The sequence below is a fragment of the Agromyces sp. G08B096 genome, from assembly GCF_040267705.1.
Lineage (GTDB): Bacteria > Actinomycetota > Actinomycetes > Actinomycetales > Microbacteriaceae > Agromyces.
Genome location: NZ_CP158374.1, coordinates 1,092,996 through 1,106,850 on the forward strand (window position 1 = coordinate 1,092,996; position 13,855 = coordinate 1,106,850).

At 65.2% G+C, this 13,855-nt stretch carries 5 protein-coding genes and 3 rRNA genes; 7 read left to right on the forward strand and 1 reads right to left on the reverse strand.

From position 1 onward, the window contains the following. Positions 1 to 78: 78 nt before the first annotated feature. Genes ABIQ69_RS05425 through ABIQ69_RS05435 form a run of 3 tightly spaced genes read left to right on the forward strand, consistent with a single transcriptional unit; the run spans position 79 to position 2,740 of the window. Positions 79 to 972 carry an ABC transporter substrate-binding protein gene (locus ABIQ69_RS05425; RefSeq protein ID WP_350349362.1) on the forward strand — a complete coding sequence of 298 codons (894 nt, stop codon included), beginning with the start codon at positions 79 to 81 and terminating at the stop codon, positions 970 to 972. A 2-nt stretch (positions 973 to 974) separates the two neighbouring features. After that, positions 975 to 1,949 carry an amino acid ABC transporter permease gene (locus ABIQ69_RS05430; RefSeq protein ID WP_350349363.1) on the forward strand — a complete coding sequence of 325 codons (975 nt, stop codon included), beginning with the start codon at positions 975 to 977 and terminating at the stop codon, positions 1,947 to 1,949. Then, positions 1,946 to 2,740, forward strand: a complete 795-nt coding sequence (locus ABIQ69_RS05435) for an amino acid ABC transporter ATP-binding protein (RefSeq protein ID WP_350349364.1) — start codon at positions 1,946 to 1,948, stop codon at positions 2,738 to 2,740. The genes ABIQ69_RS05430 and ABIQ69_RS05435 overlap by 4 nt, the downstream gene beginning before the upstream one ends. 19 nt (positions 2,741 to 2,759) lie before the next feature. On the opposite strand, the gene hrpA is transcribed toward ABIQ69_RS05435, so the two are convergent. After that, positions 2,760 to 6,779 (reverse strand): ATP-dependent RNA helicase HrpA, encoded by a 4,020-nt coding sequence (gene hrpA, locus ABIQ69_RS05440; protein WP_350349365.1) that lies wholly within the window; start codon positions 6,777 to 6,779, stop codon positions 2,760 to 2,762. A gap of 82 nt (positions 6,780 to 6,861) precedes the next feature. Between hrpA and ABIQ69_RS05445 the strand changes: the two genes are divergently transcribed. From ABIQ69_RS05445 to rrf, 4 genes are all read left to right on the forward strand, one after another. Next, entirely contained in the window at positions 6,862 to 7,698 is an 837-nt protein-coding gene (locus ABIQ69_RS05445) for an aldo/keto reductase (RefSeq protein ID WP_350349366.1), read from the forward strand. A gap of 596 nt (positions 7,699 to 8,294) precedes the next feature. Further along, positions 8,295 to 9,819 (forward strand): 16S ribosomal RNA (locus tag ABIQ69_RS05450). 465 nt (positions 9,820 to 10,284) lie between these two features. Beyond that, positions 10,285 to 13,389 (forward strand): 23S ribosomal RNA (locus ABIQ69_RS05455). A gap of 207 nt (positions 13,390 to 13,596) precedes the next feature. Continuing rightward, positions 13,597 to 13,713: ribosomal RNA gene (gene rrf, locus ABIQ69_RS05460) — 5S ribosomal RNA — on the forward strand. Together the 16S, 23S and 5S rRNA genes form the textbook arrangement of a ribosomal RNA operon. The last annotated feature ends 142 nt before the right edge of the window (positions 13,714 to 13,855 follow it).

Consider the following 13,855-nt stretch of genomic DNA (forward strand, 5'->3'; position numbering starts at 1 on the left):
TATGCTCGCCCGGGCGACGGAGCCGAGAGCGATCACGCTCGTCGTCGCCCAGTCCCATCGACGACAGAGGAACCACCCGTGCACACACCCCGCCTGCTGATCCCGGCCGCGCTCGCGGCGACCACCGCGCTGCTGTTCACCGGTTGCGTCGACAACACCGGCGGAGCCGCTCCCGAGTCGGACGCGCCCGCCTCGACGATCGAGGTCGACGGGGCCGCCGCGGCGCTCCTGCCCGACGAGATCAAGGAGGCCGGCGTCCTCGTCGTCGGCACCGACGCGGCCTACCCGCCGAACGAGTACAAGGACGCCGACGGCAACCCGATCGGCTGGGACGTGGATCTCGTCGACGCGCTCGGCGCGAAGCTCGGCCTCGAGGTGCAGTACGAGATCGCGAGCTTCGACAAGATCATCCCGTCGATCACGGGCGGCACGATGGACCTCGGCATGTCGAGCTTCACCGACAACGCCGAGCGCCAGAAGCAGGTCGACTTCGTCGACTACTACGAGGCCGGCATCCTCTGGGCCGCGCCCGCAGGCGAGACCGTCGACCCGGATGACGCGTGCGGCCTGAAGGTGGCGGTGCAGGCCACCACGTACGAGCACACCGACGAGCTCCCGGCGAAGAACCAGGCCTGCCTCGACGCGGGCAAGCCGGCCATCGACATCGTGCCCTTCGACACGCAGGATGCCGCCGCGAACGCGGTCGTGCTCGGTCAGGCCGACGCGATGAGCGCCGACTCGCCCGTGACGCTCTACGCGATCTCGCAGACCGACGGCAAGCTCGAGGCCGCCGGCGAGATCTTCGACTCGGCCCCGTACGGCTTCCCGGTGCAGAAGGGCTCGGAGCTCGCGGCCGCGGTGCAGGCGGCGATGCAGTCGCTCGTCGACGACGGGACCTACGAGGAGATCCTGGCCGAGTGGGGCGTCGAGGACGGCGGCGTCGACACGATCGAGATCAACGCGGGCAGCTGAGCATGACCGGGGGCGGCGAGGCGCCGACGACGAAGGTCGTCCGGCTGCGGCATCCGTGGCGCGTCGTCGTCGCGGTGGTGCTCGTCGCGCTGGTGGCGGTCTTCGTCATCGACGCGGCGCAGCGACCGGCGTTCGACTGGCCGGCGGTCGGCAAGTACGTCTTCGATCAGCGCATCACGCAGGCGGCGGGGTTCACGCTGCTGCTGACGGTACTGGCGATGATCATCGGCATCGTGCTCGGCATCGTGCTCGCGGTGATGCGGCAGTCGCCGAATCCGGTGCTGAAGTCGGTCGCGTGGGTCTATCTGTGGGTCTTCCGCGGCACGCCCGTGTACGTCCAGCTGGTGTTCTGGGGCCTCGTCGCCACGATCTACACCTCGATCGATCTCGGCGTGCCCTTCATGGAGCCGTGGGTCTCGTTCCCCACGGAAGCGGTGCTGAACGCCTTCTGGCTCGCCGTCATCGGGCTCGCCCTCAACGAGTCCGCGTACATGGCCGAGATCGTCCGCGCCGGCCTGCTCTCGGTCGACCCCGGCCAGCACGAGGCGGCGACCGCGCTCGGCATGGGCTGGGGCAAGACGATGCGCCGCGTGGTGCTGCCGCAGGCGATGCGCGTCATCATCCCGCCGACCGGCAACGAGGTCATCTCGATGCTGAAGACGACGTCGCTGGTCTCGGGCGTGCCGTTCACGCTCGAGCTGTACATGCGGTCCCGCGACATCTCGGTCGAGATCTTCAACCCGGTGCCGCTGCTGATCGTCGCCTCGCTCTGGTACCTCGCCATCACCTCGGTGCTCATGGTCGGGCAGTACTTCCTCGAGAAGCGGTTCTCCCGCGGAGTGGGCGCCCGGCCGGACGGCGCGGGCGGACCGGGTGCCGGCGGAGCGGCGGCGACGGGTGCGACGGCCTCGATCGACGCCGACCCCATCGACCCCGACGCCGCGATCGGCAGCAAGCATGGAGGCGACGCCCGATGACCGACCACGCCACCGGCGCTGCGGCGCCGTCCACCCCCATGGTGCTCGCCGAGCACGTCTCCAAGCGCTTCGGCTCGAACGAGGTACTGAAGGACATCTCGCTCGAGGTGCGGCACGGCGAGGTGCTGTGCCTCGTCGGTCCCTCGGGGTCGGGCAAGTCGACCTTCCTCCGCTGCATCAACCACCTCGAGCGGGTCTCGAGCGGCCGGCTCTCGGTCGACGGCGCGCTCGTCGGCTACCGGGAGTCGGGCGACACGCTCTACGAGCTGCACCCGAAGGAGGTTGCGAGGCAGCGCCGGGACATCGGCATGGTGTTCCAGCGCTTCAACCTCTTCCCGCACATGACGGCGCTCGAGAACGTGGCGGAGGCCCCGGTGCAGGTGAAGGGCGTCTCGCGCGCCCAGGCACGGGCGCGCGCGCTCGAGCTCCTCGACCGGGTCGGGCTCGCCGACCGCGCCGACTACTATCCCGCGCACCTCTCGGGCGGGCAGCAGCAGCGCGTGGCGATCGCCCGCGCGCTCGCCATGGACCCGAAGCTCATGCTCTTCGACGAGCCGACCTCCGCGCTCGACCCCGAGCTCGTCGGCGAGGTGCTCGACGTCATGAAGCAGCTCGCCGCGAGCGGCATGACGATGATCGTCGTCACGCACGAGATGGGCTTCGCGCGCGAGGTGGCTGACACGCTCGTCTTCATGGACGGCGGGGTCGTGGTCGAGTCGGGCGATCCGCGCGAGGTGCTCGCGAATCCGAAGCACCAGCGGACCCAGGCGTTCCTGTCGAAGGTGCTGTGACGCCCGGGCGCTCGCCGGTTCAGCCGGCGAGCGCCTTGGCGATCCGTTGCGGGGAGACCGGCTCGGCCGCCCGCAGTTCCTGGGCGAACAGGCCGATGCGCAGCTCCTCGAGCATCCACCGGGCCCGGACGAGCCGGTCGTCCGCGTCGGGAGGGATCGGCACGGTGCCGCCCGCCTTCGTGTATGAGGAGAGCGCCCCCTCGAACTCGGTCATGAACCGGCGGTCCCGCCCGGGGTCGGCCTGCAGCTTCCGCACGCGCAGCGTGATGCCCTCGAGGTAGCGGGGGAGGTGACGGAGCCGCTCGAGGCCCGTCGCCGAGACGAAGCCCGACGGCACGAGCGCTTCGAGCTGGGCGCGCGCGTCCGCGAGGGGCGACATCAGCGCGAGGCTCGCGGCCCGGCCGATGGCCTGGTCGGCCTCTCGGGCTGCGCGCAGGATGCGGCTCACGAGCGACACGGTGTCGAACATGCGCTCCATCACGGTCGCCGAGATCGCGTCGCGGATCGCGTCGAACTCCCCTCGCGTCCAGACGAGGCCGTCGGGATGCCGGGCGCGCAGCTCGGCGTCGACGACGGCGAGAAGGCAGTCGTCGAGCAGCGCCCGCGGGCCGGGGTACGCGCTCTGCGCGAGCCGCAGCTTCTCGTCGTTCGACAGGTGATCCTGCACGTACGTCACGGGGGAGGGTGTGGCGAGTACGAGCAGCCGGCGGATGCCTCGCCGCGACGCGGCATCCCGCTCTTCGGCCGTCGCGGTGAGCCGCAGCGACACCGAGGCCCCGTCGTCGACGAGGGCGGGGTAGGCGCGGATCACGTTGCCGACCTGGCGCGTGTCGACGTGCTCGGGGAGGCGCTCCCACTCCCAGGCGGTGAGGCCCGAGCGCTCGGCGATCGCCGGTGCCGGCACGCCGGAGGCTGCGCCCGAGGCGGTGCCGGCGCGTGCGCCGGTCGGGGTGCCGTTCACCTGTCCGCCGCTGCCCGGGGCCCCGCCCGCCGCGGCTTCGGTCCGACGTCCGCGCCCGCCGTCCTCGCCCCGGAAGGTCGACGCCACCGCGCGGGCCGCCCGACCGGCGAGGCGTGTCTGCAGCGCGGCGAGATCCTTGTCGGCGCCGACGGTCCGGCCGCGCTCGTCGACCGCGCGGAAGGTGATGCGCAGATGCGGCGGGACCCGTTCGAAGTCGAAGTCCGACGGGTCGACGGGCGCGAAGGTGAGCCGGCGGATCGCCTGGGCCACGACGGAGGCGAAGTCGTCGCGCGGCTCCCCGGTCTCCGGTCCCGGCGGCAGCTCCGCGGAGATCTTCGCCGCCCACTCCGCGGCGGGCACGACCTGCCGGCGGAGCACCTTCGGCAGCGTGCGCAGCATCGCGGTGATGAGCTCGTCGCGGAGGCCGGGCACCTGCCAGTCGAATCCCGCCGGTTCGAGCCGCGGCAGCAGCACCAAGGGCACGATGACGCTCACGCCGTCGTCCTCGGTGCCCGGCTCGAAGCGATACGCGAGGCGCAGCGTCTGGTCGCCTTGCCGCCACTGTTCGGGGTAGCCGGCGTCCTCGGCGTCGGGTGCGGTGTCGACGAGATCGGCCGCGCGCATCGTGAGCAGCTGCGGCTCCCGGCGGAAGGCGCCCCGCCACCACGACTCGAAGGCGCGCGCGTCGGTCGCCTCGGCCGCGACGCGGGCGTCGTAGAACGCGAAGACCGCCTCGTCGCCCGCGAGGATGTCGCGGCGTCGGGTGCGCTCCTCGAGTTCGCCGAGCTCGCGCCGCAGTTCGCGGTTGGCCCGGACGAAGGCGAAGACGCGGCGGTCGAGCCGGCTGAAGTCCCAGTCCTCCTCGACGAGCGCATGCCGGACGAACAGCTCGCGGGCGAGCGCGGCGTCGATCCGCGAGAGCTGGATTCGCCGCTTCGGCACGATCGGCACTCCGAAGAGCGTCACCTTCTCGTCGGCGACGGCGGACCCCTGCTTGCGCTCCCACCTCGGCTCGCTCCACGTCCGCTTCACGAGCGGCCCGGCGAGCGGTTCGGCCCACGCCGGATCGATGGCGGCGTTCGTCCGCGCGAACAGGCGGCTGGTCTCGACGAGCTCGGCGCTCATGATCGCCGCCGGCGGCTTCTTCGCGAGCGCGGAGCCGGGGAACACCGCGAAGCGGGCGCCGCGTGCACCGAGGAACTCGGCCTGCTGGCGCCGGCCCTTCCGCTCGCCGTCGCGGCCGGCTCCCGCGCCCCCTCGGCCGCTCGACGTGCGTGCGTCGTCGCGCAGGCCGATGTGGGAGAGGAGACCGGCGAGCAGCGCCCGGTGGATGCCGTCGGGCTTCGGCGGCCCCGCCTCGCCGGCCACGTGCAGGCCGAGCGGCTTCGCGAGCCGGACGAGCTGCCGGTAGAGATCCTGCCACTCGCGCACGCGGAGGTAGTTCAGGTACTCGGCCTTGCAGAGGCGACGGAAGGCGCTGCCCGAGAGCTCCCGCTGCTGCTGCTCCAGGTGGTTCCAGAGGTTCAGCAGGGTGAGGAAGTCGCTGGTCGGGTCGACGAAGCGCGCGTGCGAGGCATCCGCCTGCTCCCGCCGCTCCAGCGGCCGTTCCCTCGGATCCTGGATGGTGAGCCCGGCGACGATCGCGAGGACCTCACGGGAGACCCCCTGCGCCTTGGACTCCAGCACCATCCGCGCGAAGCGCGGCTCGATCGGCAGGCGGGCGAGCTGGCGTCCGACGCGCGTCAGCCGCGGGCCGCGTCCCTCGTCGTCGGATGCCTCGAGCGCGCTCAGCTCGCGCAGCAGCTCGAGCCCGTCGCGGACACCGCGCGAATCGGGCGGCGTCAGGAACGGGAACTCCTCGATGCGGCCGAGGCCGAGCGAGGCCATCTGCAGGATCACCGACGCGAGGTTCGTGCGCAGGATCTCGGGGTCGGTGAACTCGGGGCGACGCTCGAAGTCGTCCTCGGCGTACAGCCGGATCGCGATGCCGTCGCTCGTGCGGCCCGAGCGGCCGGAGCGCTGGTTCGCCGAGGCCTGCGAGATCGGCTCGATCGGCAGGCGCTGCACCTTCGAGCGCACCGAGTACCGGCTGATGCGGGCCGTACCGGCATCGATGACGTAGCGGATGCCGGGCACGGTGAGGCTCGTCTCCGCGACGTTCGTCGCGAGGACGACGCGGCGGCGCAGGCCCGCCACCTTCGACGGCTCGAAGACGCGGTGCTGGTCGGCGGCCGACAGCCGCCCGTACAGGGGTAGCACCTCGGTCTCCCCGCCGCCTCGCCGCATCGCGTGGGCGCGCACCGCCTGCTCGGCGTCGCGGATCTCGCCCTCGCCCGAGAGGAAGACGAGCACGTCGCCGCGCGGCTCGCGATCCAGTTCGTCGAGCGCGTCGAGGATGCCCCGCTGCACATCGCGATCGGATGCCGCGGCCCCCTCGTCGTCCGCGTCATCCGAGCCCGCACCGGCGCCGGGCTCGCCGACGAGCGGCCGGTACCGGATCTCGACGGGGTAGGTGCGCCCGGACACCTCGATGACGGGCGCCGGCACGCCCGCGGCATCCGCGAAATGCCGCGCGAAGCTCGCGGGGTCGATGGTCGCGCTCGTGACGATCACCTTGAGATCGGGGCGCCGGGGGAGCAGCCGCTTCAAGTAGCCGAGCAGGAAGTCGATGTTGAGGCTGCGCTCGTGCGCCTCGTCGATGATGATCGTGTCGTACCGGCGGAGGTCCCGGTCTCGGTGGATCTCGTTCAGCAGGATGCCGTCGGTCATCACCTTGATCTGCGTGCCCTCGCTCACCCGGTCGGTGAACCGCACCTGATAGCCGACCAATCCGCCGAGCTCGACGCCGAGCTCCTCGGAGATGCGTTCGGCGATCGTCCGCGCGGCGATGCGGCGCGGCTGCGTGTGCGCGATCGACTCCCGGCCGAGCTCGAGGCAGATCTTCGGCAGCTGCGTCGTCTTGCCCGAGCCCGTCGCCCCGGCGACGATCACGACCTGGTGCTCGCGCAGCGCGCGCGCGATCTCCTCCCGCTGCGCGGAGACCGGCAGCTCGGGCGGGTAGGTGATCGTCGCAGACATAGCCCTCCATCGTACGGCGCGCGTTGATCGCGGACGGCGAACCGGCTGTCGGATGCCGCTGCCCGCGTGATGGGATGGAGACATGACGGAATCGCTCGTGCCACGCATCCAGCTCAACGACGGCTACTCCATCCCCCAGCTCGGCTTCGGCGTTTTCAAGGTCGACCCGGGCGAGACCGAGCGCATCGTGCGCGACGCGCTCGAGGTCGGCTACCGGCACATCGACACCGCCCGCATCTACGGCAACGAGGAGGGCGTCGGCCGTGCGATCGCCGAGAGCGGCATCCCGCGCGAAGAGCTCTTCATCACGACGAAGCTCTGGAACGACGACCAGGGGACCCAGTCCGTCTTCGACGCGTTCGACCGCAGCCTCGAGCGGCTGGGGCTCGAGTACCTCGATCTCTACCTGATCCACTGGCCCACGCCCGCCCAGGACCGCTACGTCGAGACGTGGAAGGCGTTCGAGCGCCTCCGCGAGTCGGGGCGGGTGCGCTCGATCGGCGTCTCCAACTTCCTGGTTCCGCACCTCGAACGGCTGCTCGCCGAGACCGACGTCGTCCCGGTCGTCGACCAGATCGAACTGCACCCGTACCACCAGCAGCCGGCCACCGCGGCGTTCGCGGCCGAGCACGACATCCGCATCGAGGCCTGGGGCCCGCTCGGACAGGGGAAGTACCCGCTGCTCGAACTCCCCGAGGTCGCTGACGCGGCCGAGGCCCACGGGAAGACGCCGGCACAGGTGGTCATCCGCTGGCACCTTCAGCGCGGCAACATCGTCTTCCCGAAGTCCAACCGCCGCGAGCGGATGGTCGAGAATTTCGACGTCTTCGACTTCGAGCTCTCCGAGGCCGAGATGGGCGCGATCACCGAGCTCGAGCGCGAGGGGCGCGTGAGTGCGCACCCCGACGAGGTGAACTGACGGCGACGATCTTCCGCCCGACCAGGGCCTCCGGCGATCTGCCGGGGGCCCTTCGTCGTCCTGGGGCGCGGTGCTCCGGAGCGCGACACGCCCGGGATGCAAGGCTGATTTGGCGCTGAGCGCGGGCGGCACGTAGATTCTTACCTGTCGCCGCGGCGGGCCGGAGAAAGCGAGAAGCGCTCCGGGCCGACGAGCGAAGATCTTAGCCAAATAACCTCGAAGGCGCATTGCGACTCGGTGATTTCAAGCCTAAGATTGAACCTCCCACCTCATCAGTGAGATCTACTTCCGAGTCGGGCTCGAAGACTGGGAACCAGCCTCGAACACGAACCGCTCGGTTCTGGTCGAGTCTGTGAGGTGGTACGGTAGACAGGTTGCCCTGGGGGCAGGTCGTGAGACTGAAACCCCGGTGCGTCCGTTTCTTGAGAACTCAACAGCGTGCACTATGTTCAATGCCAATTTTTTGAACCCTGTCCTGCTCTTCGGGGTGGGTGGGATTCCTTTGATTGATGGACAATTTGATTTTTTGAGTCAGTTGTTTCTCTGTCAGTGATTTGAACTCCCTGGCCGCCTTCGGGTTGGTTGGGAACCATTTTTTTTTGGAGAGTTTGATCCTGGCTCAGGACGAACGCTGGCGGCGTGCTTAACACATGCAAGTCGAACGATGAACTTCCAGCTTGCTGGGGGGGATTAGTGGCGAACGGGTGAGTAACACGTGAGTAACCTGCCCTGGACTCTGGGATAACCCCGAGAAATCGGAGCTAATACCGGATAGGACCCTGTACCGCATGGTGTGGGGTGGAAAGTTTTTCGGTCTGGGATGGACTCGCGGCCTATCAGCTTGTTGGTGAGGTAATGGCTCACCAAGGCGTCGACGGGTAGCCGGCCTGAGAGGGTGACCGGCCACACTGGGACTGAGACACGGCCCAGACTCCTACGGGAGGCAGCAGTGGGGAATATTGCACAATGGGCGCAAGCCTGATGCAGCAACGCCGCGTGCGGGATGACGGCCTTCGGGTTGTAAACCGCTTTTAGTAAGGAAGAAGCCGCAAGGTGACGGTACTTGCAGAAAAAGGACCGGCTAACTACGTGCCAGCAGCCGCGGTAATACGTAGGGTCCGAGCGTTGTCCGGAATTATTGGGCGTAAAGAGCTCGTAGGCGGTTTGTCGCGTCTGCTGTGAAAACTAGAGGCTCAACCTCTAGCCTGCAGTGGGTACGGGCAGACTTGAGTGCGGTAGGGGAGACTGGAATTCCTGGTGTAGCTGTGGAATGCGCAGATATCAGGAGGAACACCGATGGCGAAGGCAGGTCTCTGGGCCGTAACTGACGCTGAGGAGCGAAAGCGTGGGGAGCGAACAGGATTAGATACCCTGGTAGTCCACGCCGTAAACGTTGGGCGCTAGATGTGGGGACCTTTCCACGGTTTCCGTGTCGTAGCTAACGCATTAAGCGCCCCGCCTGGGGAGTACGGCCGCAAGGCTAAAACTCAAAGGAATTGACGGGGGCCCGCACAAGCGGCGGAGCATGCGGATTAATTCGATGCAACGCGAAGAACCTTACCAAGGCTTGACATAACCGAGAACGCCCTAGAAATAGGGAACTCTTTGGACACTCGGTTACAGGTGGTGCATGGTTGTCGTCAGCTCGTGTCGTGAGATGTTGGGTTAAGTCCCGCAACGAGCGCAACCCTCGTCGCATGTTGCCAGCACGTAATGGTGGGGACTCATGTGAGACTGCCGGGGTCAACTCGGAGGAAGGTGGGGATGACGTCAAATCATCATGCCCCTTATGTCTTGGGCTTCACGCATGCTACAATGGCCGGTACAAAGGGCTGCGATGTCGTAAGGCGGAGCGAATCCCAAAAAGCCGGTCTCAGTTCGGATTGAGGTCTGCAACTCGACCTCATGAAGTCGGAGTCGCTAGTAATCGCAGATCAGCAACGCTGCGGTGAATACGTTCCCGGGCCTTGTACACACCGCCCGTCAAGTCATGAAAGTCGGTAACACCCGAAGCCGGTGGCCTAACCCTTGTGGAGGGAGCCGTCGAAGGTGGGATCGGTGATTAGGACTAAGTCGTAACAAGGTAGCCGTACCGGAAGGTGCGGCTGGATCACCTCCTTTCTAAGGAGCATCTGGAGATCTTCGGGTCTTCCAGGCATGCCGGTTCTGAGCGAACGTCTCAGCCGGCTGCTCATGGGTGGAACATTGACATAGGCATCCAGTTCAAGGGTTCTGGTTCAGTACGCCGTTTTCGGATGGTTGGAACGATCGGGTCCGGCGGGTTGGGTGCGTGCACGCTGTTGGGTCCTGAGGGACCGGGCGCGGTCCTCGCTTTTCGGGCGGGGGCTGGTTTGGACTCTTCAGGCCTTCATTCATGCCGGCGGGTGCTGGTGGTGGTGGGGGTTCTGGCCGTCTGTTGAGAACTACATAGTGGACGCGAGCATCTTAGATCAACCCTTTCGGGGGTTGGTCACATAGGTGAGTCGCCAGGATCGGGTGCCTTCGGGTGCTTGATGTTTGGCGTATTCACTGGTCAATTTCGAACGCATCCTTCGGGGTGTGTCCGATTCGATCGAACTCATGTGATTTCAAGTTTCTAAGAGCAAACGGTGGATGCCTTGGCATCTGGAGCCGAAGAAGGACGTCGTAATCTGCGATAAGCCTCGGGGAGTTGATAAACGAGCTGTGATCCGAGGATTTCCGAATGGGGAAACCCCGCCAGGCCCTTTGGGTGACCTGGTGACTCCCGCCTGAATATATAGGGCGGGTAGAGGGAACGTGGGGAAGTGAAACATCTCAGTACCCACAGGAAGAGAAAACAACCGTGATTCCGTAAGTAGTGGCGAGCGAACGCGGAACAGGCCAAACCGGTCATGTGTGATACCCGGCAGGGGTTGCATGGTCGGGGTTGTGGGACCTTTCGGGTCGATCTGCCGGTCGACCACGGTGACGTGCATGGTATAGGCGAACCGGATTGAAAGCCGGACCGGAGTGGGTGTGAGTCCCGTAGCCGAAATGCTGTGCAGCCCGGAGAGGTATCCCAAGTAGCACGGGGCCCGAGAAATCCCGTGTGAATCTGCCAGGACCACCTGGTAAGCCTAAATACTCCCAGATGACCGATAGCGGACAAGTACCGTGAGGGAAAGGTGAAAAGTACCCCGGGAGGGGAGTGAAATAGTACCTGAAACCGTTTGCTTACAAACCGTTGGAGCCTCCTTGTAGGGGTGACAGCGTGCCTTTTGAAGAATGAGCCTGCGAGTTAGCGATCTGTGGCGAGGTTAACCCGTGTGGGGTAGCCGTAGCGAAAGCGAGTCTGAATAGGGCGATTCAGTCGCAGGTCCTAGACCCGAAGCGAAGTGATCTATCCATGGCCAGGTTGAAGCGACGGTAAGACGTCGTGGAGGACCGAACCCACTTCAGTTGAAAATGGAGGGGATGAGCTGTGGATAGGGGTGAAAGGCCAATCAAACTTCGTGATAGCTGGTTCTCTCCGAAATGCATTTAGGTGCAGCGTTGCGTGTTTCTTGCCGGAGGTAGAGCTACTGGATGGCCGATGGGCCCCAACAGGTTACTGACGTCAGCCAAACTCCGAATGCCGGTAAGTGAGAGCGCAGCAGTGAGACGGTGGGGGATAAGCTTCATCGTCGAGAGGGAAACAACCCAGACCACCGACTAAGGTCCCTAAGCGCGTGCTAAGTGGGAAAGGATGTGGAGTTGCACAGACAACCAGGAGGTTGGCTTAGAAGCAGCCACCCTTGAAAGAGTGCGTAATAGCTCACTGGTCAAGTGATTCCGCGCCGACAATGTAACGGGGCTCAAGCACGCCACCGAAGTCGTGGCATTCGCACAAATCGATAGGCCTTCGTGGTCCAGTCGTGTGGATGGGTAGGAGAGCGTCGTGTGCTGGGTGAAGCGGCGGAGTGATCCAGCCGTGGACGGCACACGAGTGAGAATGCAGGCATGAGTAGCGAAAGACGGGTGAGAAACCCGTCCTCCGGAAGACCAAGGGTTCCAGGGTCAAGCTAATCTGCCCTGGGTAAGTCGGGACCTAAGGCGAGGCCGACAGGCGTAGTCGATGGACAACGGGTTGATATTCCCGTACCGGCGAAGAACCGCCCACATGAAATCAGGAGTGCTAAGCATCCCAAGCCGCGCGGATCCCTTCGGGGTGATGCGCGGGGCGGCATGCGACCCCATCTGGTGGAGTGAGCGTATTAACAGGTGTGACGCAGGAAGGTAGCCCAGCCCGGGCGATGGTTGACCCGGGGCAAGCGTGTAGGCCGAGCGATAGGCAAATCCGTCGCTCACACAGGCTGAGACGCGATGCGGATGAAAAGTGGGTGATCCTATGCTGCCGAGAAAAGCATCGACGCGAGGTTCTAGCCGCCCGTACCCCAAACCGACTCAGGTGGTCAGGTAGAGAATACCGAGGAGATCGAGAGAATCGTGGTTAAGGAACTCGGCAAAATGCCCCCGTAACTTCGGGAGAAGGGGGGCCTGAAGCGTGAACCCACTTGCTGGGGGAAGCGTGGATGGCCGCAGAGACCAGTGGGAAGCGACTGTTTACTAAAAACACAGGTCCGTGCCAAGTCGCAAGACGATGTATACGGACTGACGCCTGCCCGGTGCTGGAAGGTTAAGCGGAACGGTTAGCTCTTCGGAGCGAAGCTGAGAAGTTAAGCCCCAGTAAACGGCGGTGGTAACTATAACCATCCTAAGGTAGCGAAATTCCTTGTCGGGTAAGTTCCGACCTGCACGAATGGCGTAACGACTTCCCAGCTGTCTCAACCGCGAACTCGGCGAAATTGCATTACGAGTAAAGATGCTCGTTACGCGCAGCAGGACGGAAAGACCCCGTGACCTTTACTACAGCTTGGTATTGGTGTTCGGTGTGGCTTGTGTAGGATAGGTGGGAGACTTTGAAGCGGGCACGCTAGTGTTCGTGGAGTCGTTGTTGAAATACCACTCTGGTCACTCTGGATGTCTAACTTCGAACCGTGATCCGGTTCAGGGACAGTGCCTGGTGGGTAGTTTAACTGGGGCGGTTGCCTCCCAAAGAGTAACGGAGGCGCCCAAAGGTTCCCTCAACCTGGTTGGCAATCAGGTGGCGAGTGTAAGTGCACAAGGGAGCTTGACTGTGAGACTGACAGGTCGAGCAGGGACGAAAGTCGGGACTAGTGATCCGGCAGTGGCTTGTGGAAGCGCTGTCGCTCAACGGATAAAAGGTACCTCGGGGATAACAGGCTGATCTTGCCCAAGAGTCCATATCGACGGCATGGTTTGGCACCTCGATGTCGGCTCGTCGCATCCTGGGGCTGGAGTAGGTCCCAAGGGTTGGGCTGTTCGCCCATTAAAGCGGTACGCGAGCTGGGTTTAGAACGTCGTGAGACAGTTCGGTCCCTATCCGCTGCGCGCGTAGGAAATTTGAGAGGATCTGACCCTAGTACGAGAGGACCGGGTTGGACGAACCTCTGGTGTGCCAGTTGTTCCGCCAGGAGCACCGCTGGTTAGCTACGTTCGGAATGGATAACCGCTGAAAGCATCTAAGCGGGAAGCCGGCCTCGAGATGAGATTTCCATCCCTTCGGGGGAGAGGCTCCCAGTAGACGACTGGGTTGATAGGCCGGATGTGGAAGCAAGGACGAAAGACTTGTGCAGCTGACCGGTACTAATAAGCCGATAACTTGACAATCACTACACCCACACGAGTTTGAACTCATTCAAGCAAAGGCCGTGTGCGGTGGCCTACGGATTGCTCGCGTCCACTCTGTGGTTCCCAACAGACGGAACCCAACAAACTCAACACAGACACACCCCCACCCCACACACACACACGTGTGACCAGGGTCGGGGCACCGAGACCACCAACCACCCCCAGGGGTGTGCTTGGTACTAGAGTTTCGGCGGCCATAGCGCGAGGGAAACGCCCGGACACATTCCGAACCCGGAAGCTAAGACTCGCAGCGCCGATGGTACTGCAGGGGCGACCCTGTGGGAGAGTAGGACACCGCCGGACATCCATTCGAGGAGAGCCGCCCAGTGATGGGCGGCTCTTCTTGGTTTAAGCGCGCGTGCCGTGAGGCCACGGGGCCCTCGCGTGTCGGCCACGCGCCGTCGTCATCGAGGCGGCCCGCGCAGCGGGCGATCGGGTCTACCGT

Excerpts from the sequence above, each read along its gene's own strand:
- ABIQ69_RS05435 (WP_350349364.1), top strand. The coding sequence starts at position 1,946 with ATGACCGACCACGCCACCGGCGCTGCGGCGCCGTCCACCCCCATGGTG.
- hrpA (WP_350349365.1), bottom strand. The coding sequence starts at position 6,779 with ATGTCTGCGACGATCACCTACCCGCCCGAGCTGCCGGTCTCCGCGCAG.
- ABIQ69_RS05430 (WP_350349363.1), top strand. The coding sequence starts at position 975 with ATGACCGGGGGCGGCGAGGCGCCGACGACGAAGGTCGTCCGGCTGCGG.
- ABIQ69_RS05445 (WP_350349366.1), top strand. The coding sequence starts at position 6,862 with ATGACGGAATCGCTCGTGCCACGCATCCAGCTCAACGACGGCTACTCC.